Annotated in this window: 21 protein-coding genes; 4 read left to right on the top strand and 17 right to left on the bottom strand. The window is 44.7% G+C overall.

The features are described from left to right. Window positions 1-2: 2 nt before the first annotated feature. Window positions 3-659 carry a DUF421 domain-containing protein gene (locus P3L57_RS13550; protein WP_024122323.1) on the bottom strand — a complete coding sequence of 219 codons (657 nt, stop codon included), beginning with the start codon at window positions 657-659 and terminating at the stop codon, window positions 3-5. 196 nt (window positions 660-855) lie between these two features. Between P3L57_RS13550 and P3L57_RS13555 the strand changes: the two genes are divergently transcribed. Further along, window positions 856-1,242 (top strand): TIGR04086 family membrane protein, encoded by a 387-nt coding sequence (locus P3L57_RS13555; protein WP_024122324.1) that lies wholly within the window; start codon window positions 856-858, stop codon window positions 1,240-1,242. A 58-nt stretch (window positions 1,243-1,300) separates the two neighbouring features. On the opposite strand, the gene yajC is transcribed toward P3L57_RS13555, so the two are convergent. The 9 genes from yajC to iolG all read right to left on the bottom strand — a co-directional run bounded on the left by yajC (window position 1,301) and on the right by iolG (window position 8,767). Continuing rightward, complete coding sequence (gene yajC, locus P3L57_RS13560) at window positions 1,301-1,567, bottom strand: preprotein translocase subunit YajC (RefSeq protein ID WP_024122325.1); 267 nt, start codon at window positions 1,565-1,567, stop codon at window positions 1,301-1,303. Window positions 1,568-1,614: 47 nt separating this feature from the next. Beyond that, window positions 1,615-2,760: a tRNA guanosine(34) transglycosylase Tgt gene (gene tgt, locus P3L57_RS13565; protein ID WP_024122326.1), complete on the bottom strand. Its 1,146-nt coding sequence runs from the start codon at window positions 2,758-2,760 to the stop codon at window positions 1,615-1,617. Between the two features lie 26 nt (window positions 2,761-2,786). Then, the gene (queA, locus tag P3L57_RS13570; RefSeq protein WP_059335515.1) at window positions 2,787-3,815 is read right to left on the bottom strand and encodes a tRNA preQ1(34) S-adenosylmethionine ribosyltransferase-isomerase QueA; all 1,029 of its coding nucleotides are present in this window, start codon (window positions 3,813-3,815) and stop codon (window positions 2,787-2,789) included. A 26-nt stretch (window positions 3,816-3,841) separates the two neighbouring features. After that, entirely contained in the window at window positions 3,842-4,042 is a 201-nt protein-coding gene (locus P3L57_RS13575) for a DUF2905 domain-containing protein (protein WP_003222669.1), read from the bottom strand. After that, window positions 4,035-5,039, bottom strand: a complete 1,005-nt coding sequence (gene ruvB / locus P3L57_RS13580; protein ID WP_024122329.1) for a Holliday junction branch migration DNA helicase RuvB — start codon at window positions 5,037-5,039, stop codon at window positions 4,035-4,037. The genes P3L57_RS13575 and ruvB overlap by 8 nt, the downstream gene beginning before the upstream one ends. A 10-nt stretch (window positions 5,040-5,049) precedes the next feature. Further along, on the bottom strand, window positions 5,050-5,655 hold the full coding sequence (ruvA, locus tag P3L57_RS13585; protein ID WP_044154216.1) for a Holliday junction branch migration protein RuvA: 606 nt from the start codon (window positions 5,653-5,655) through the stop codon (window positions 5,050-5,052). Window positions 5,656-5,793: 138 nt separating this feature from the next. Further along, window positions 5,794-6,303: an intercompartmental signaling factor BofC gene (locus tag P3L57_RS13590; protein ID WP_044154215.1), complete on the bottom strand. Its 510-nt coding sequence runs from the start codon at window positions 6,301-6,303 to the stop codon at window positions 5,794-5,796. A 47-nt stretch (window positions 6,304-6,350) separates the two neighbouring features. Beyond that, window positions 6,351-7,658 carry an MFS transporter gene (locus tag P3L57_RS13595; RefSeq protein ID WP_059335517.1) on the bottom strand — a complete coding sequence of 436 codons (1,308 nt, stop codon included), beginning with the start codon at window positions 7,656-7,658 and terminating at the stop codon, window positions 6,351-6,353. Between the two features lie 83 nt (window positions 7,659-7,741). After that, window positions 7,742-8,767, bottom strand: a complete 1,026-nt coding sequence (gene iolG / locus P3L57_RS13600; protein WP_069487121.1) for an inositol 2-dehydrogenase — start codon at window positions 8,765-8,767, stop codon at window positions 7,742-7,744. 237 nt (window positions 8,768-9,004) lie between these two features. On the opposite strand from iolG, the gene P3L57_RS13605 reads away from it, so the two are divergent. Further along, window positions 9,005-9,655: a phosphotransferase gene (locus tag P3L57_RS13605; protein ID WP_024122334.1), complete on the top strand. Its 651-nt coding sequence runs from the start codon at window positions 9,005-9,007 to the stop codon at window positions 9,653-9,655. 41 nt (window positions 9,656-9,696) lie between these two features. Here P3L57_RS13605 and P3L57_RS13610 read toward each other — a convergent pair whose 3' ends face one another. Beyond that, window positions 9,697-9,819, bottom strand: a complete 123-nt coding sequence (locus P3L57_RS13610; RefSeq protein ID WP_063623044.1) for a hypothetical protein — start codon at window positions 9,817-9,819, stop codon at window positions 9,697-9,699. A 176-nt stretch (window positions 9,820-9,995) separates the two neighbouring features. Between P3L57_RS13610 and P3L57_RS13615 the strand changes: the two genes are divergently transcribed. Both P3L57_RS13615 and P3L57_RS13620 read left to right on the top strand, forming a co-directional pair. Next, a complete protein-coding gene (locus tag P3L57_RS13615; RefSeq protein ID WP_233403587.1) occupies window positions 9,996-10,349 on the top strand; it encodes a DUF5412 family protein in 354 nt (117 codons plus the stop codon). A 266-nt stretch (window positions 10,350-10,615) separates the two neighbouring features. Further along, a complete protein-coding gene (locus tag P3L57_RS13620; RefSeq protein ID WP_069487120.1) occupies window positions 10,616-12,070 on the top strand; it encodes an alanine/glycine:cation symporter family protein in 1,455 nt (484 codons plus the stop codon). 48 nt (window positions 12,071-12,118) lie between these two features. Here P3L57_RS13620 and P3L57_RS13625 read toward each other — a convergent pair whose 3' ends face one another. From P3L57_RS13625 to nadB, 6 genes are all read right to left on the bottom strand, one after another. After that, on the bottom strand, window positions 12,119-12,838 hold the full coding sequence (locus P3L57_RS13625; protein WP_069487119.1) for a YebC/PmpR family DNA-binding transcriptional regulator: 720 nt from the start codon (window positions 12,836-12,838) through the stop codon (window positions 12,119-12,121). 103 nt (window positions 12,839-12,941) lie between these two features. After that, complete coding sequence (locus tag P3L57_RS13630; RefSeq protein WP_069487118.1) at window positions 12,942-13,553, bottom strand: YhcN/YlaJ family sporulation lipoprotein; 612 nt, start codon at window positions 13,551-13,553, stop codon at window positions 12,942-12,944. 146 nt (window positions 13,554-13,699) lie between these two features. Continuing rightward, entirely contained in the window at window positions 13,700-14,863 is a 1,164-nt protein-coding gene (gene safA, locus P3L57_RS13635; RefSeq protein WP_069487117.1) for a spore coat assembly protein SafA, read from the bottom strand. A gap of 115 nt (window positions 14,864-14,978) precedes the next feature. Then, window positions 14,979-16,082 carry a quinolinate synthase NadA gene (nadA, locus tag P3L57_RS13640; RefSeq protein WP_069487116.1) on the bottom strand — a complete coding sequence of 368 codons (1,104 nt, stop codon included), beginning with the start codon at window positions 16,080-16,082 and terminating at the stop codon, window positions 14,979-14,981. Beyond that, complete coding sequence (gene nadC / locus P3L57_RS13645; RefSeq protein ID WP_069487115.1) at window positions 16,069-16,938, bottom strand: carboxylating nicotinate-nucleotide diphosphorylase; 870 nt, start codon at window positions 16,936-16,938, stop codon at window positions 16,069-16,071. Before nadC ends, nadA begins: the two co-directional genes overlap by 14 nt. Beyond that, window positions 16,892-18,487: an L-aspartate oxidase gene (gene nadB, locus P3L57_RS13650; protein WP_069487114.1), complete on the bottom strand. Its 1,596-nt coding sequence runs from the start codon at window positions 18,485-18,487 to the stop codon at window positions 16,892-16,894. Before nadB ends, nadC begins: the two co-directional genes overlap by 47 nt. Window positions 18,488-18,575 lie beyond the last annotated feature (88 nt).

The following is an 18,575-nucleotide window of genomic DNA, read 5'->3' on the forward strand; positions in this document are numbered from 1 at the left end:
AATCAGGTGCGGTGCCCATCTTTTTCATCAATAAAAAATTCGCCGTCAGTAAACGAACAAAATGATATAGCTGAAGGATTCGTATATCCCTGTTTTAATAAATTCTCCTCAAGCCACTGGTTATCTTTGCCGATCCGAGCCAGGTTCTCAGTTTGAATGTCACCGTCAATGATAAGCGGCATCTCCAGCTGTCTATGTTCATCATTGTTTTGTTTTTTTACGACAGTCAGTTTGCCTGACGGCTCTAATATAGCAAATGACACATCAGCCACTCTGTCGATATTATTTTCTCTTAGCTGAACCATCAAATCATCAAAATTATAACGCTGTGATTTCATGGCGTTTTCGTCAATTTTTCCGTATTTAATGATAATGGTGGGCTTGCCGTCAAGAAGCTGACGTACGTTCCGGTTTTTTAAGGATATGTATGCAAACGTCACTTGGATCATCATTAGCACAAGCATTGGCAAAATGGTATGAAACAGATGGTCCTCTACGTTTTCTATGGCCAGGACAGCAATTTCTGCCATCATGATAAAGACAACGAGATCTAATATACTAAGCTCTCCGATCTCCCGCTTACCCATGAAACGAAAAATAATCAGGATCACAAAATATAATACGACTGTGCGAAACGTTATAGTAAGAAGCTCTTCCATCATGCACCTCCAACTCATCATAGCATGCAACAAAACATACGATTTATGTAAGAAAAAGTGATCGTATTTCATAAAGCTTTTACGTCTAATTCACGGAACGAGGGAATACATTTTTACAAAGACGAGCCATCAGCATGTCTGAGGCTTTGTTTAAAAAGAACAGAAGCCTTTATAGATAGGCAGGGAGGAGAAATTCATGGAGGAAACGAAACAAGTTGGAAAAGGCATACTCTACGGCTTAATCGCTATTTTTTCAGCCATGCTCCTAACGAGTTTAGCCGTTTCACTTTTACTGACAGCAACCTCGCTTGAAGAATCATCATTCAACTGGCTGATCACCGCCGTATCATTTCTTTCTTTATTTATCGGCGGATTCATATCTGGCGGGAAAGGGAAGGAAAGAGGATGGCTGATTGGGGCATTGACTGCTTTAAGCTTTTCCTTGATTATTTTACTGTTTCAATATCTGGGATTCGGAAAAACATTTACAGCAGAACAGCTGCTCTTCCATCTTGGCTTTTTAGGCGTATGTATGCTTGGCGGCATTTTCGGAGTGAATTTGAGAGGAAGCAGATCTTCCTAATAAAAAAAGAGCGGGGGTTACCCGCTCTTTTTTGTTTGCTATGTATGAACTCCTGCTGTTATTCAGCAGCAGAAGTTTCTCTGATCGCGCGGCGGTCGAAAGTAAGACGTGTGTTATCACCAGTCTTTATGACGACTTTGCTTTCGTCGATAGAGTCAACTGTACCGTGCAATCCACCGATTGTCACGACTGAATCGCCTTTTTTCAGTTCCTCCTGCATTCGACGCACAGCTTTTTGCTGCTTCTGCTGCGGACGGATCAGCAAGAAATAAAGAACCGCAAACATTAAAATAATAGGAACTAATGTACCTAAAGTACCTGTCATCTTTTTCCCCCCTTTCTGAAACAAACTTGCCATTATGGCTTTTTATATTAGAAGCTTTTCGCATTTGGCTTGTTATAGCCGTAACGCTCAAAGAACTCTTCTCTGAAATCACCCAGACGATCCTCGCGAATAGCCTGTCTTACCTGCTCCATTAAGTGTAACAGAAAATGAAGGTTATGGTAAGTTGTTAATCGGAGTCCAAACGTTTCATTGCAGCGAATCAAATGTCTGATATACGCCCGTGTGTAATTTTTACATGTGTAGCAATCACACTCTTCATCAATTGGACGGAAGTCTCTCTCAAATTTTGCGTTCTTCATATTGAGCCGGCCTTCAGCAGTAAACACCGTGCCGTTCCGTGCAATACGGGTAGGCAGCACACAGTCAAACATGTCTACTCCGCGGATCGCTCCGTCAATCAGAGCATCCGGAGAACCAACTCCCATCAGATACCTCGGCTTATCCTTCGGTAAAAGCGGTGTCGTAAATTCAAGCACCCGGTTCATAACGTCTTTCGGTTCACCAACGGACAATCCACCTATAGCATATCCCGGAAAATCAAGGGAAATCAAGTCTTTCGCGCTTTGTGTACGCAAATCTTCGTATTCTCCCCCCTGAACAATACCAAACAGGCCTTGCTCGTCCTGCCGGGCATGGGCATTCAGGCAGCGTTCAGCCCAGCGGCTTGTCCGCTCAACTGACCGTTTCATGTAATCGTATTCTGCCGGATATGGCGGGCATTCGTCAAATGCCATCATAATATCAGAGCCGAGTGCGTTTTGGATCTCCATCGCTTTTTCCGGAGATAAAAACAGCTTATCTCCATTTAAGTGATTGCGGAAGTGTACGCCCTCTTCCTCTATATTACGAAACTTGCTTAATGAAAAGACCTGAAAACCGCCTGAATCTGTTAAAATTGCGCGGTCCCAGTTCATAAATTTATGGAGTCCGCCCGCTTCTTTTACAATATCCTGTCCCGGGCGAAGCCATAGGTGATATGTGTTGCTTAATATGATGCCCGCGTCCATTGCCTTCAGCTCTTCAGGCGCCATTGTTTTGACTGTCGCCAGTGTGCCGACCGGCATAAAAACAGGCGTTTCAAAGGAGCCGTGGGGAGTATGCACTCTGCCCAGGCGCGCCCCTGTTTGTTTGCATTCTTTTATAAATTCATAGCGTATTGGTTGTTCAGCCACTTTTTATGAGGCCTCCTGTTCTCAATTTATATAATCAGCATTGCGTCGCCGAAGCTGAAGAAACGGTATTCTTCTTCAACCGCATGGTTATACGCACGCAGGACATTTTCTCTGCCTGCAAGCGCACTGACCAACATAATCAATGATGATTTCGGCAAATGAAAGTTTGTAATCATTCCGTCAATGGCTTTGAATTCATAGCCCGGATAAATAAAAATAGATGTCCATCCGCTTGATGCTTTAAATCGTCCATCATGTTCACCGGCAATCGTTTCAAGCGTGCGGGTTGAGGTCGTGCCGACAGAAACAATCCGTCCTCCCTTTTCCCTTACGCTGTTTAAAGCCGCGGCCGTTTCTTCTGACATTTGATAAAACTCTGCATGCATATTATGCTCTTCCACTTCATCGGCACTGACCGGACGAAACGTTCCGAGACCGACATGCAGTGTGATGAACTCAATCTGAACACCTTTGTCCTTCAGCTGCTCTAAAATGTCTTCCGTGAAATGAAGTCCGGCTGTAGGCGCAGCGGCAGATCCGATTTCTTTTGAAAACACCGTTTGGTAGCGCTCTCTGTCATCAAGCTGTTCCTTAATATATGGCGGAAGCGGCATTTCTCCGAGTGATTCCAGCACCTCGTAAAAAATACCGTCATATTGGAACTCAACTTTTCTGCCGCCATGCTCCAGCTCTTCCGTGCAGACAGCTTTTAATCTGCCGTCTCCAAAAGTTACAACGGTTCCTTTTTTTACCCGTTTTGCCGGTTTGACGAGTGTTTCCCACCTGTCACCGGCTTCTTGTTTCAGCAAAAGCAGTTCTACTTTTGCCCCCGTATCCTCTTTTGTTCCGAATAACCGGGCAGGCAAAACACGGGTATTGTTCAGCACGAGACAATCCCCTTCTTTAAAGAAACTGATAATCTGTTTAAACGAGCTGTCTGTCAGCTCTCCTGTATGTTTATCAAGCACCATCAGCCTTGAAGCGTCACGCTGTTCCAATGGCACCTGTGCAATTAAACGTTCCGGAAGTTCAAAATCAAATAAATCAACTTTCATAATTTCACCTTTATTCTAGTCTTTTGTTATTTCATTCTGCCGAAAAGATTAAGCAAGATTGATAATACCACACTTATGATAATACAAGTGACAACCGGGAAGAAAAACGTCACATTTCCTTTTTTCACAAAAATATCTCCCGGCATCTTGCCGACAAAATGCAAAACCGCTCCGATAATAAGCAAAACAGCACCAAGAATCATAATGATCTTAGGAAATTCAGTCATATCGGGGAGCCTCCATTTGAAAATGATGATAAACGGCCGGTGTGACGATCCTTCCCCGCGGCGTTCTCTGGATAAAACCGATTTGCAGAAGATACGGTTCGTACACATCTTCAATCGTATGCGGTTCTTCGCCGATCGTGGCTGAAATCGTATCAAGCCCCACCGGACCGCCGTTAAATTTTTCGATCATTCCCATCAGCAGCTTGTGATCAATGTGATCCAAGCCAAGACGGTCGACTTGAAGCCGCTCCAAAGCGTCCTGAGAAATCTCTTCTGTAATCCGGCTGTCACCTAACACCTGTGCAAAATCCCGGACCCTTCTCAGCAGCCGGTTGGCCACCCGCGGCGTTCCTCTTGATCTTCTGGCAATCTCAAGCGCTGACGGCTGATCAATTTCAACCTCAAACACATCAGCCGTTCTCGTAACAATATCAGCAAGCTCTTCTTGTGTATAATATTCAAGCCGCGACATGACCCCGAATCGATCTCTTAACGGCGCCGTCAAAAGCCCTACTCTTGTCGTGGCGCCGACCAGTGTAAAAGGCGGAAGATCAAGACGGACTGAACGGGCAGAAGGCCCTTTTCCAATGACAATATCAAGACAAAAATCTTCCATTGCCGGATATAGCACCTCTTCAATCGATCTGTGCAGCCTATGTATCTCATCGATAAATAATACATCCCCCGGCTCGAGCGCCGTTAAGATCGCAGCCAAATCACCCGGCCTTTCAATCGCAGGTCCCGAAGTCGTCCGCAACTCCACTCCCATTTCGTTGGCAACAATGGAAGCAAGCGTCGTTTTTCCAAGCCCTGGCGGACCGTATAAAAGAACATGATCAAGCGTTTCCTGTCTCATTTTTGCGGCATCTATAAAAACACGCAAATTCTCTTTTACCTTATGCTGCCCGATGTATTGAACCAGGCGCTGAGGCCTCAGGCTTTGCTCTATCACTGATTCATGGTTGTCTGCTTCACTTGAGACGAGCCGTTCATCCATGAACATCACCTTACTTCAATAGTTTTTGTAATGCTTTTTTTACGTACTGGTCTGTTGTCAGACCAATATCCTCTTTTAAGTGAGGAAGTACCTTTTTGATTTCTTTTTCGGCATAACCAAGTACCCTTAGAGCCTCAAGTGCTTCTTCAAGCGCAGTTTCTGCCGTTTGTTTTTCAAGTCTTTCTTCATGATTGAACAGAGTTTCAATCATTTCAGGCACGACGTCAGCCAGCTTTCCTTTTAAATCAAGGATAATCTGGCGGGCAGTTTTTTTGCCGACACCCGGAAACTTGACTAAAAAGGCTTCATCTTCATTTTCAATTGCTTGAATGACCGCTCCCGGGTCACCTGATCCCAAAATGGCGAGTGCCCCTTTTGGACCGATTCCGGTCACATTTAACAGCTTTGTAAAGAGCGCTTTTTCCTCCCTTGTTGAAAAGCCGTATAGTAAAAACGCATCTTCTCTTACATGATGGTACGTAAAAATGGTTTCTTGACTTCTCTCCTTATATATAAACGGATTTGGCGTAAAAATCTGATAGCCGATGCCGCCGTTTTCTATCACAATATATTGGGGAGATACATAATCAATCGTCCCTTTAACAAATTCGATCACGAAAATTCACCTCTTTGACTGTTCTTCATTGTACCATAAAAACAGCCAAAGGCTTAAAGAAAAGTTAACATATGTTCGCTTCTCATTCATTGTTCCACGAAAAAAAAGACATGAGCACATGTCTTCAATCAGCAGTGGTCACCCGCTGTACGTCTTGATATGTTCTATGACATCTTCAAACTCCGCTTTCGTCCGAAACGGAATGCCTTTTTCGAGATTTTTTTGCATATGGCTCTCCAGTCTTTCTAAGTCAATTTGAAAAAAAGATTGAATCGGTTCAGAATCCGACTCCGGCCGTCCATGAAAGGTGGAAATTACTCCGCTGTCAGAAACGCCGATATAACCATTCACCTTGCTGAGGGGAGAAATATCGTCCACCTGCTTCCGAAATAGAACGTACCCATTTTTATGTTCGACAAGCGTCCATCCCGCATAATCCGCCCAAAAGTCATCCATGGACAGCACCTTTTCACGCTTATGCTCGATGCTGACCTCTCCATCCAAATACACTTTTTCCAGCTGCACATGCACCTGCAGCGGTTCATAGTGCTCCACTTCCGACCCTGACGCGCGGGGAGCGCCCATTAGAAAAGCTGCGGCTGAGCATAAAATCCCCAGCAACAGATACGCAGTGCTAAATCGTTTCACCCTTTACACCTCTTTGCACACGTTTATGACTAGTCTGACCAAAGAGGCTACTGCTTAACCGTTTCCTCAAAATTTGTTTGCACATTTTTCCTGACAAGCTGTTCCTCTGGATACATATCGGCGTGCCGTTCTGAAATCGTCAGAAATTGTGTCATGAAAGCACTGAGAAAATATAATGCCGCAAAAATCCATATCACGCCGCCTGCGCCGAGCGGGCCGATAAAAAGGCTCACTATGCCGGGAGCAATAAAAGCGCACAGACCCGATCCCAGATTTAACACAGACATGGCAGCACCTTTGTTATCAGGCGCAAGCGTCGGCAAAAGCGCGCTTAATGGAACATATCCGGCCAGTGCCGCACCGTAGCAGCAGGCAATGATCATCAGCACCCAGTACTGATGCCCAATCAATTGCGGCGTGTAATAGAGCGCCAGTGTGAAAATGCCGCAGCCGACTCCGCCAAACCACATGACAGTATTGCGCCAGCCCAGTTTATCTCCGACCGCGCCGAAAATGATGTTAAATACAATGTTGACAAAAAACAGCGTCCCCCAGATTTGCAGCCATTCTGAAACAGAATAGCCGTAACGCGCCAAATAGGTCGGAAGAAATATGGCAAATCCGAATTGTCCGAGAGCATTAATTGTCTTGACTACGCCGCCGATGCCGACTTTAGGATTTTCAAACATAATTGTAAACGCCTTCGACAGCTCTTTCCATTTCGGCTGATCTTGTTTATGTGCAGGCATAAATTTATCTTTATTAAAAAACAGTGCGAGAACTCCGCCTGCTGCCACAAATAGTAAAGCGCTCCAAAGCGTATTAATTTCTCCAATCGCCGGAACCGCATAGCTCGAATAAAACGGTCCAAGCACGTTCAGGCCGCACGTAAACATAAACCAAAACCAGCCGACGGCTTTACCAAGGATTTGCTGAGAGGTGCTGTATGATACCCATACAAGAAACGAGTATGCAAACAGCGGGTACCCCAAGCCCCTGAGCGCGTAGCTGCCCAAGAGAGCCGGATAGTACATATGAGGAATCGCCCAGCCGATAAAAGCAACCGAACCGAGGATAAAAGCAAGTAAACCGACCGTCATCGTCTTTCTTGGCCCCCAAGTCTGGACAAAGGTTCCTGATAGCCAAGCCGAAATCGTGACAGCAATGCCATACACCGTAAACAGCGAAGCAGATTGCTGCATACTGAGACCGTGATCAACAAGAAAAGGAGACAGCCATCCTTGCTCAAGTCCGTCTCCAACCATAAAGATGACCACACCAATATAACCCCAAAGCATGTGAGAAGGAATTCCGATTTTGTTTAAACCATTTCCTTTAGCATGTGCTGTATTCATGATTTCCACCGCCTACTTTTTATAAAGTATCAATGGAATGTATATACCCAAGCTTGCTGTATTGTAATCCCTTTATCTGAATATTAAAAAACAATTTTATCAGTATGTTCAATGCTGACAGGCATGCCTAAAGCGAGCGACTGCTGAGCCGCCCTTGCTATTCGTTCCGCCTGAAAGCCGTCATCGCCGGTGCAGGCAGTCTCCCGATCGGTTTTGATCGCATCTGCAAACTGAAGAATCTCTTCTGTGTAGGCTTCCTTATAGCGTTCAAGAAAAAAGAAATGCGGTTTATCCTTCATGACAAAGTCAGCCGTTGACACTTCTACCGTCGTCGGCCTGCTGTTGTCCGCTGCTGCCGAGCCTTTCGTGCCGAAAACCTCGACCCGCTGGTCATATCCGTACACAGCTTGACGGCTGTTGTCTATCACACCCATGGCACCGTTTGCAAATGTCAAGGTAATGACAGCCGTATCAATGTCCCCCAGCTCTGCAAAGGACGGATTCACCAAAGCCGCTCCTTTTGCATACACTTCCGTCACTTCACTTCCCATGATGTATCTCGCCATATCAAAATCGTGAATCGACATATCGATAAATAAGCCGCCTGATGTGCGGACATAATCAACATTTGGGGGTTCAGGGTCCCGTGACGTAATTTTTAATAAATGAGGCGTGCCGATTTCACCATTTGAGACAATGGTTTTGATTTTCTTGAAATGAGGGTCGAAACGGCGGTTAAATCCGACTTGCAGCTTAACCCCATGTTTCCGCACGGCCGCAAGTGCCTCCTTCGTTTCATCGGGAGAAAAACTGATTGGTTTTTCACAAAAAATATGTTTTTTCGCCTCAGCCGCTTCTCTGATGATTTGCGCATGTGTGTTTGTTGGCGAACAGATAAATACAGCGTCAATATCAGGATCAAGTAATATATCTCTATAGTCAGCGGTTATGTATTCAATGTGGTGACTGGCGGCCCAATCCTGTAAACAGCTTGCAGAAATATAAGAAACCGCTTTTATTTTCATATGAGGAATCCGATGTATATTTTGAACATGAAGTTTGCCGATGCGCCCTGCACCGATCATTCCTGTCACCATCTGTTTCGTCATAGCGTGTTCCCCCTTGATAGTTTACGAAAGCGCTTTATTTAAAATTAATAGTATCCCATTTGTAAGCGCTTTTCAAGGAGTGGAATAAACGTTTTCATGTCTCTTTTATCACAATCAAAGCTTATAGGTAGCCTTCTTTCCCAAGACCAGATACACTATATTTAGGCTCTTTTTCCTGAACAGTTTTGGATTTTCCTATAAACAACTGCATAAAATAGAGCAAAGAAGGTGAATGAAATGCTGACAAAAGCAGAGGCACTGGCCCATTCAGTCATATACCGCCAAAACAGCAGATTTGATAAAGTCAAAGAGAAACCCGAGGAATTAACATTGATCGGCAAGGGACGAAGCGCCTATGTGTTTGCCATAACAGAAGGTGACCGAAAAATGGCGCTGAAGGTATTTTTTCCGGAGTATCAAGCGACAGCCGTCAAAGAAGCAGCGATTTATGAAAAATTAGCCGGATCCGCATTCTACCCTGACATTTATGAAACTGGTGATTCATTTATTTTAATGGAATATATTAAAGGCGATACCTTTTACAACTGCCTGAAAAAAGGCATCGCGATCAGCGACGATATGATTCAGCAGGTAGAGGACGCACTTTCTGACGCCCGTGCAGCCGGCCTCAACCCGTCAGACATTCATTTGCGCAATCTGATTCTGACAGAATCCGGAGCAGTGCGGGTTATTGATGTTGCGAGATTTGAACAAACGAAAACGTGCACGCAGTGGGACGATTTAAAAACGGCGTATCATACGCTTTATAAAAAGCCGATTTTCCCGAAAAAAATCCCGGGCTTTTGGCTTGAGGTTATTGCTTTTTTATATAAAAAAGATTGGTTTCAGAAGCACTTTGCACAACGGAAAAGAAAATATTCTTCATAAAAAAGGCAGCCGCATAAGCGGCTGCCTTTATCATTTTATTTTTACTTTCTGACAGCAGAAATTAATTTCATTTGTTCAGGCGACAGCTTGATGCGATACCCTCTCACACTCAAATAAACCGCTTCTGAGTTCTTTTCGCTGGAATGACAATATGTGTTTTCCATTTCTGTCTCCTCCACCCTTTATCTATTTTCTTTTATCATACCTGCGCTTTATTGAGGAAATTTTAAAGAAATGTAAAGATCGTATAAAATCCGTGATGTGGTAAAATGAGAGAAAAAAGGGAGATAGTCACATTAAAACACGCAGTAAAGTCCTTCTTATAATATTTTCATGTCTTCTGTTCTTCGGCGGTGCCGTCTATTGGATGTTTTTTTCACTGAAAAATGTTCCGAAAGGCAGCCTCGTACAATCAGTGGAATCGCCTGACGGAAGCTATACGCTAAACACTTATGTATCCAAAAATACCTTAAGCTCAGATGCCGCCAGAGGCGAACTCGTGAATGAAAAAACACTTGTCAAAAAAACAATCTATTGGAATTATCCTGACAGCAGACCATCTATAAAATGGTTGAACAACAATACAGTAAAAATCGGCAGCCAGACTTTACATCTCGATATCGATGAAACTTATGATTGGCGGAAGGATGATCATTGGATTCGTGAGGAACCGCCGCAAGCATCAGTGAGATGAGATAATGAAAGATCCTTCTCGCTTTGCCTTTTATATACGCAATGAGCTTGGCTATTTATTTCTCAAGGACTGTTTCACAATTGCTTTCCACATGCCTTTATAAACAGAAGCGCGGCGTACTTCATACGCTGCGCTTTTTTCACCACATTCTCCCCTCTCATGATCATTACACGTTATATAATGTGACAGATTGATTGTAAAAATAGTTCAATTAACCCAAAATCCTCTTTATAAATGCAATCGAAACGACGTGAGGAGGAAGCTTGATGGCAGATTTTGTTGCTGGTTTAAACGCGGTCTTATGGAGTACACCCGTCATTTATATTTTATTAGGAATTGGATTGATCTTTTCTATTGTGACCCGTTTTTTACAAGTCAGACACATCAAGGAAATGATTGTGCTGATGTTTCAAGGCAAGAGCTCAGAGGCAGGGGTATCTTCGTTTCAAGCATTATCAATCGCGCTGTCCGGCAGGGTGGGGACCGGAAACATTGCAGGTGTTGCAACAGCAATTGCGTTCGGCGGACCCGGCGCGGTGTTTTGGATGTGGGCCATTGCTTTTATCGGTGCTTCAAGCGCCTTTGTTGAATCTACTCTTGCCCAAATTTATAAAGTGAAACAAGGCGGCCAATATCGAGGCGGACCCGCTTATTATATAGAAAAAGGATTAGGCATTAAGTGGTTTGCTGTTTTATTTGCGGCTGCGGCCCTTATTGCAATGGCTCTCCTTATGCCAGGGGTCCAGTCCAACTCCATTGCGACGGGCGTCCAAAATGCATTCGGCATCTCTCCTGCCATTACTGGCTGTTTTCTTGTTCTCTTATTAGGTTTTATCATTTTCGGAGGTGTAAAACGCATCGCCAGTGCCGCACAAATGATTGTCCCGTTTATGGCAGTCGGATACATTCTGCTCTCTCTGATCATCATTGTGATGAATATTTCTGAACTGCCTGCTGTCATTTCTTTGATTTTCAGAAGCGCTTTCGCGTTAGATTCTGCATTCGGCGGTCTCATCGGCATGGCCATTTCATGGGGCGTCAAACGAGGCATTTATTCAAACGAAGCCGGACAAGGAACAGGCCCTCATCCCGCTGCCGCCGCAGAGGTATCTCATCCGGTAAAGCAAGGATTGGTTCAGGCATTTTCTGTTTATATCGACACTTTATTTGTATGTTCCGCTACAGCATTCATGATTTTATTTACCGGTATGTACAATACACAGGCTGCCGACGGTTCATTTATTGTCAATCACCTGAAAGGTGTAGAAGCTGGACCGGGCTTCACTCAGGCCGCCATTGACAGTGTGCTGCCCGGCTTTGGTGCAGGCTTTGTCGCTATTGCTTTGTTCTTCTTCGCTTTTACAACCATTATGGCTTATTACTACATCGCTGAAACAAATATCGCATATTTAGCGAGAGACAGAGAAAGCAAGTGGGCAACGCTCGGCTTAAAACTGGTCATTTTAGCCGCGACATTCTACGGTGCTGTCAAAACCGCTACACTTGCTTGGGCATTAGGTGACGCGGGACTTGGCATTATGGTTTGGCTGAACGTCATTGCCATTGTTTTGCTCGCCAAGCCGGCGCTTATTGCGTTAAAGGATTATGAGCAACAGAAGAAACAAGGCTTAGACCCAGTCTTTGATCCTAAAGCTCTCGGCATCAAAAACGCTGATTTCTGGGAGAAAGAATACACACACGAAAATGAGCGCGTCTCTTAAGACGAAAAAAGACCGGCCTGAGATCACTTCGCGCCGGTCATTTTTATATTACTGGTAATTTGTATACACTGCCTGAACATCATCATCGTCTTCAAGCGCATCAATCAATTTATCCAGTTTTTCAACAGCCTCATCATCAGCATCTGCATATGTTTTCGGAATCATAGTTACTTCAGCTGAATCGACTGGATAATTTGCTTCAAGTGCTGTTTTTACCTCTTCAAAACGTTCAGGCGCTGTTAATACCTCAAAGTATTCATCCTCTGTCTGCAGCTCTTCGCCGCCCGCTTCTATGACATCAAGCATCAGATCATCCTCTTCTATTTGCCGATGTGTACGGTCAATTGCAATGTACCCCTTCCGCTCAAATAAAAATGCTACACACCCGCTTTCTCCGAGACTTCCGCCGTTTTTATTGAAAGCTGTCCGCACATTTGTCGACGTACGGTTTTTATTATCAGTTAAGCACTCCACCATGACGGCAACCCCTGAGGGGCCGTAGCCTTCATAGGTGATTTCCTCGTAGCTGCTGCCGTCCTGGCTTCCTGCGGCTTTTTTTAGGGCACGGTCTATATTATCGTTTGGCATATTGGCGCCTTTTGCTTTTTCAATCACAAGCCGCAATGCTGAGTTTGCTTCAGGATCGGCTCCGCCTTGCTTTGCTGCCACATAGATTTCTTTAGCAAGCTTCATAAACACTTTTCCGCGCTTTGCGTCTTGCGCATTTTTTCTTTTTTGGATGTTTTTCCACTTAGAATGGCCAGCCATGCTTTCACCTTCCTTGATATTTCTATGTACACTTTAATGGGTATTGCAAGCCGTTGTAAAGAAAAAGACCGCCGGGAATCACTCTCCGGCGGCCTTCTTAGTCCTAGCGTCTGTTCATTTTATGAAGTCTTGTGAACAGTCCTTTATCTGTAGATACTTGAACGTCACGGCCATCCGCATAGTTTCGTGCGGCTTTTTTGACATTTTGCCTGTCAGACTGTGTGAAATCAGCGTGGCTTCTGACTGCGATGACTACTTTGTCATCCGTTACCATCACTTGTGTGTCGTTGACGTTTTTGACTTGTTTTACACGATTGGCGATTTTTGCGGCAAGTCTTCTGTTCTCTTGGTTGTCATACCCGTTGTTGTTCGTCCCATTTCGGTTCATGTTTCTGTTATTTGTGTTGTTAAATGTTCCGTCAGTTGCCAATGGGACGCGATCATCTGCAGTAACACGGTCGTTTACATTGGTTGTGTTTCGGTCACGGCCGTTCTGGCCGTTCTGGTCCTCCATCAATTCAGAGACCGGGCCGTCGTGATCCATCCCGTCTCCCTGTCTGTCAGCGTCATTCTCATTTGTATAATATCCGATTGGACGGGTATTGCCGTTATTACCGTTATTACGAGTATCATTAAGGGCATCATTATTTGCGCCGCATGCTGTTAATCCGGCTGTCATCAAAATGAGGCCTGCAATTGTTAACTTTCTACCCAATGGAAAAACCCCCCGAGGACTGATTGAGCATGTTGTGCTCGTTTTTATCATGTGCATCAGGGAGATATGTTAAGCGTGTCAGTTATGACCATTCGACGATTGTAAGGAAATACAAAAAAGGGAACGATTTACATCGTCCCGAACAATCATTCACCTTCTTCTTCCGGCCGTCCAAACATCTGGTTTGTTGAAGGCTGATTCGGCATGGAAGTTCCGCCTGCATACGGATTCGGATTTGCTCCTCCGTAAGGCATATAAGGAGTTCCATATGCTCCTCCCTGATAACCAGGTGCTGAGAAGTATGGCTGCTGATCATCGTCACACCCGCAATCATCATGATCCTTAAATGGCGGCATATAACCATGTGCCACATTTGGCTGATAAGCACCCATCACTTGAGGAGCGCCATAATAAGGACCGTATGGCATATGCCCATAAGGAGATCCATAAGCCGGCGATGCATATTGAGGCGCGCCGTGCGAAGGCTGATATCCGTAATGTCCGTGATGGCTGTTTTCATGATGCTGGTTATCATATTCACCCGGATCATATTGCGAAGGTGATACAAAACTTGGCTGGAAGCCATAAGGCTGATGCATCGGAAATGCATGTGCAGGAAAGTATGGGTAGCACAGGCCGGATCCAGGCAGAACCGGTGAGATAGGAACCGGACATGGCACAAAATGGGCTGGATACGGATAGTATGGCTGAACTGCCGGCATATTCGGAACAGTGTGGTGGATGTTTTCTTCTTCCATACCGCCTACATCTGGCGCCTTAGGCGTATTAGGCATATTCGGATAATTTGCATTCTCCATATTACTCATTGCCTCCTGTTGTGGAAATTGATCTTGCATGTCATACATATGATCTATATTTCCGTCATGATGCTTTTTAGGCTCCTCCGGTTTAGGAGGTGACCAAGGCTGAAAAAGCTGATTCATATCATAATAATCGTTCACATCAGCTTCAGGATACACATTATCATGCAAATTCGGCATCGGCGGGACAAAAGGAACAGACTGCTTTTCTTTCGGTTTTGTGTCTTCTACGTCGACAACGGATTTAGGCTTCTCCTTGGAAAATGGGTGTTCTTGCTTCTCATCCCCGACTGCCGCCGGACTTTTGCCCGCTTTTATCTCTTTTCTGACTGGAACACCTCCAGACGGCACTTTTATTTTCATTCCAGGCATGATTAAATCTGGATTGCTGAGCTGCGTATTGAGTTTTTTTACTTCCTCAACATCAACTCCGTATTTTTCAGCTATTTTCCAGAGTGAATCGCCTTTTTGAACGATATGGATTTTCAACGTTTTCCCCTCCTATGCAAAACGTGAACAGTTCAGTTGTGATTACAATATGTTTCTTCACAACATATGCCTGATCAAAAGAAATTATGAGTACAGGAGGGGAAATATTTCTGATTTACGTGATGGAAAGCATCCGATTCAGCGCTAGAAGGGCATCGTCCTGAATGACTTTCGGCACTTTGATCACGCCTGCTGGTTCTCCTTTTTCTATTTGTTCTAAAGACCAGAGTAAATGCGGGAGGTCAATTCGATTCATCGTCAGACATGGACACATATCCGGATTGAGTGATTCAATTTGTTTGTCGGAATGCTCTTGAATCAGTCGCTGAACAAGATTCATTTCTGTACCGATTGCCCATTTGCTACCCGGCTGAGCGTGGCTGATTGCATCAATAATATATTTCGTTGATCCGCTGTCGTCACTTTGCATTACGACTTCATGGGAGCATTCAGGATGAACAATGATCCGGATGTCAGAATCTCGTTCTCTCAAATCATTTATATTTTTCACGGTGAATTTTTCATGAACAGAGCAGTGGCCTTTCCAAAGAATAACCTTGATATCGTTTTGTTCTGCCTCGTTCTCTAATTGATCTTGAATCGGGTCCCAGACAGCCATGTCCTCAAGCGGGATACCCAGTTCATAAGCGGTGTTCCTTCCTAAATGCTGATCAGGCAGAAATAAAATGCGTTTTTTCTGTGTAAACGCCCATTCAAGCACTTTTTTGGCATTGGAGGAGGTTACAGTCGCTCCGCCATGCTTTCCGACAAATGCCTTGATCTCCGCTGTAGAATTCACATAGGTTAATGGTATGATCGTGTCGCCGAATATATGCTGAAGTTTCTCCCACGCCCTGTTCGTCTGCTGCATGTCAGCCATATCAGCCATAGAACAGCCCGCTCTCATATCTGGCAGGATGACCGTTTGGTCCGTACCTGTCAGCATATCAGCGGTCTCTGCCATAAAATGCACGCCGCAAAACACAATATATTCCGCATCCTTATTTTTTTCCGCCATTTGGGCAAGCTGGAGTGAATCGCCCGTTTGGTCAGCAAATTGAATCACTTCATCCTTTTGGTAATGATGGCCTGGAATAAACAACCTGCTCCCGAACTTTTCCTTAATGGCCGCAACACGTCTTTCCATCTCTTTCATTGACAGCCCTTTATAATGGTCAGGCATCATTTCAAATTGTTTGATTGCATCAAGAATTGACATAACCGCATTCCTCCACTGACTGATTTGTTAAAGCCACATCCATGCTGATATCTAAGCTTTTGACCGAATGAGTCAGAAATCCTAAGGAAATATAATTCACACCCGTCCCTCTAAAAGCGGGAAGTGATTCTAATGTAATTCCTCCGGAAGCTTCTGTTTTAATGTGATCCGGTGTGATATTTGCAAAATGGCGGACAGAGTCAGGCGGGCAATTGTCAAACATAATGACATCAGCTTCAGCAAGAATGGCTTCTCTGAGCTGCTCCTCAGATTCAATTTCCACTTCAATATTCACCATGTGCCCTGTCGCCTGCCGCGCTTTTTCACACGCCTTTACAATGGAACCGCAAGCTGCAATGTGATTATCTTTGATCATGATTCCGTCGTACAGGCCGAATCGATGGTTATATCCCCCTCCGACCCTGACCGCATATTTTTCGAGCATTCTTAACCCCGGCGTCGTTTTCCTTGTGTCACAAATCTTAATCTGTTCATCATCAAGCCGTTCAACAGCCTGCCTTGTCATCGTCGCAATACCCGACAGCCTTTGAATAAGATTTAATACGACCCTCTCTCCAGAAAGAAGAGCAGCGGCCGGCCCGCGTAAGACGGCAACCACATCACCCTTTCGCAAATGATCTCCATCTTTTTTGTATAAAAACACCTGAACCTTTTCATCTAATAATGCAAAGCCTTCCTTAATCACCGCAGTTCCGGCGAAAATGCCGTCTGACTTTGCAACAATTGAGGCCTCACAGTTCTGTCCTTCAAAGATGGACTGTGATGTAAGATCTCCCGTCCCTATATCCTCATGAAAAAAGTGATTTAGCAATTTTTTCAGCTGTAAATGATTCATTTCTCCAAACCCCTTCATTTTTTCTCATTTTGGTTCCCTTTTTTGTATGGACAATTTGTTTTCCTTGCCAGCCTTCATCAGCCTGAGGAATATCTATTCGAAAATGCGCCCCCCTGCTTTCTTCCCGCAAGAGAGCAGACGAAGTCATCAGCTTTGCAACCTGCCACAAGTGAGAAAGCTCCAGCTGCGAAATTGTGATATCTTTCACATTTATCTTCTGAGATGGGAGCCCATAAAGCCAATTGCTCATCTCAATCAGTCTGTCTTTTTCTCTTACTATGGACATGTCGCTTGTCATTCTGTTTTGCAGTTCAGAAAGCTCGATATTCGGCACCTCATAAAATCCGCTGGTTTCACCTTTGAATTGACTATACCTGTTATCAACCGGTTTTCTCATGATATGTTCTGCTGCTCTTTTACCAAACACTAGTGCCTCCAGCAAAGAATTGCTCGCAAGACGATTGGCTCCGTGTAAGCCGGTGCATGCTGTTTCCCCTATCGCGTAAAGCCCGGGTACAGTTGTTTCTCCCCACCGATTGACTGAAACGCCTCCCATTAAGAAATGCATTCCCGGCGCAACAGGTATTTTTCTTTTACGAATATCAACCCCTGCCTTTTGGCAAATAGAGGTAATTGTGGGAAAACGCACTTCGAAGTCAGAAATAGCGCTGCAATCGATATACACACGTTTTCCTTTTGCCATTTCTTCATGAATCACCCGCGAGACGACGTCCCGTGGTGCTAAATCCCCCAGCGGATGCCGTCCGGCCATAATACGGCGGCCATTTTGGTCTGTTATAAAACCGCCCTCACCTCTGACTGCCTCTGAAACAAGCCCACACGAGACGCCATTTTTGACAAGAAGTGTAGGATGAAATTGGGTAAACTCTAAATCAGTTAATTCCGCTCCGGCCCGGTAAGCAAGTGAAAGACCATCACCAGTGACAGATGGATCGTTCGTATGGTGTTGAAACAAGCTTCCGCATCCGCCAGCTGCAAGCACAACCTCATCCGCATGCCGCAAATTGATCCGGCCGCAGCTGTCTTTCGTCACTACACCGGCACAGCGCCCATTCTTCATCAGCAAATCAACCGCTGTTTCATTCTCGATGACTTCGATTTGGCTATTAATTTGTTTCAGCAAGTAATCAATGAGCATGCTGCCTGTAGCGTCTCCGCCCGCATGAAAAATGCGGTTGTGCGTGTGGGCTCCTTCCCTGCTGAGGCTGACTTTGCCTTGTTTATCCCGGTCAAATGGAAAGTCATTCTCCAAAAAATTCTCAATGATGGTTTTTCCATCAAGTAAAACGTCTGATACGATGTTTTGATCGTTATGTCCGCAGCCTGCATATAACGTATCCTCCATATGAGACGCAATCGAGTCATCTTTTGCATAAGCCGCCGCAATTCCGCCCTGTGCATGTCTTGAATTGCTGTTTTTTGTGCTTTTTTTCGTGATGACAGTCACCTGGTATGATGGCGGAAGTGCAGAAGCCAGGGCAAGTGCCGCCGCTCCTGAACCAATGACCGCAATCGTCTTTATAGACATATGCCACCTCCTGTTGTTTATACCTGTCTTGACACCTATATTTACACAACGGTAAAATAAACTCAAGAGTTTTTTTATGAAGAACATA

The sequence above is a fragment of the Bacillus sp. B28 genome, assembly GCF_029536185.1.
Classification (GTDB): domain Bacteria; phylum Bacillota; class Bacilli; order Bacillales; family Bacillaceae; genus Bacillus; species Bacillus halotolerans.

Excerpts from the sequence above, each read along its gene's own strand:
- ruvB (WP_024122329.1), bottom strand. The coding sequence starts at position 5,039 with ATGGATGAACGGCTCGTCTCAAGTGAAGCAGACAACCATGAATCAGTG.
- P3L57_RS13575 (WP_003222669.1), bottom strand. The coding sequence starts at position 4,042 with ATGACTGAATTTCCTAAGATCATTATGATTCTTGGTGCTGTTTTGCTT.
- P3L57_RS13550 (WP_024122323.1), bottom strand. The coding sequence starts at position 659 with ATGGAAGAGCTTCTTACTATAACGTTTCGCACAGTCGTATTATATTTT.
- P3L57_RS13595 (WP_059335517.1), bottom strand. The coding sequence starts at position 7,658 with ATGAATACAGCACATGCTAAAGGAAATGGTTTAAACAAAATCGGAATT.
- P3L57_RS13555 (WP_024122324.1), top strand. The coding sequence starts at position 856 with ATGGAGGAAACGAAACAAGTTGGAAAAGGCATACTCTACGGCTTAATC.
- nadC (WP_069487115.1), bottom strand. The coding sequence starts at position 16,938 with ATGAATCATTTACAGCTGAAAAAATTGCTAAATCACTTTTTTCATGAG.
- nadB (WP_069487114.1), bottom strand. The coding sequence starts at position 18,487 with ATGTCTATAAAGACGATTGCGGTCATTGGTTCAGGAGCGGCGGCACTT.
- P3L57_RS13605 (WP_024122334.1), top strand. The coding sequence starts at position 9,005 with ATGCTGACAAAAGCAGAGGCACTGGCCCATTCAGTCATATACCGCCAA.
- P3L57_RS13610 (WP_063623044.1), bottom strand. The coding sequence starts at position 9,819 with ATGGAAAACACATATTGTCATTCCAGCGAAAAGAACTCAGAAGCGGTT.
- queA (WP_059335515.1), bottom strand. The coding sequence starts at position 3,815 with ATGAAAGTTGATTTATTTGATTTTGAACTTCCGGAACGTTTAATTGCA.
- iolG (WP_069487121.1), bottom strand. The coding sequence starts at position 8,767 with ATGACGAAACAGATGGTGACAGGAATGATCGGTGCAGGGCGCATCGGC.
- yajC (WP_024122325.1), bottom strand. The coding sequence starts at position 1,567 with ATGACAGGTACTTTAGGTACATTAGTTCCTATTATTTTAATGTTTGCG.
- P3L57_RS13620 (WP_069487120.1), top strand. The coding sequence starts at position 10,616 with ATGGCAGATTTTGTTGCTGGTTTAAACGCGGTCTTATGGAGTACACCC.
- nadA (WP_069487116.1), bottom strand. The coding sequence starts at position 16,082 with ATGTCAATTCTTGATGCAATCAAACAATTTGAAATGATGCCTGACCAT.
- P3L57_RS13625 (WP_069487119.1), bottom strand. The coding sequence starts at position 12,838 with ATGGCTGGCCATTCTAAGTGGAAAAACATCCAAAAAAGAAAAAATGCG.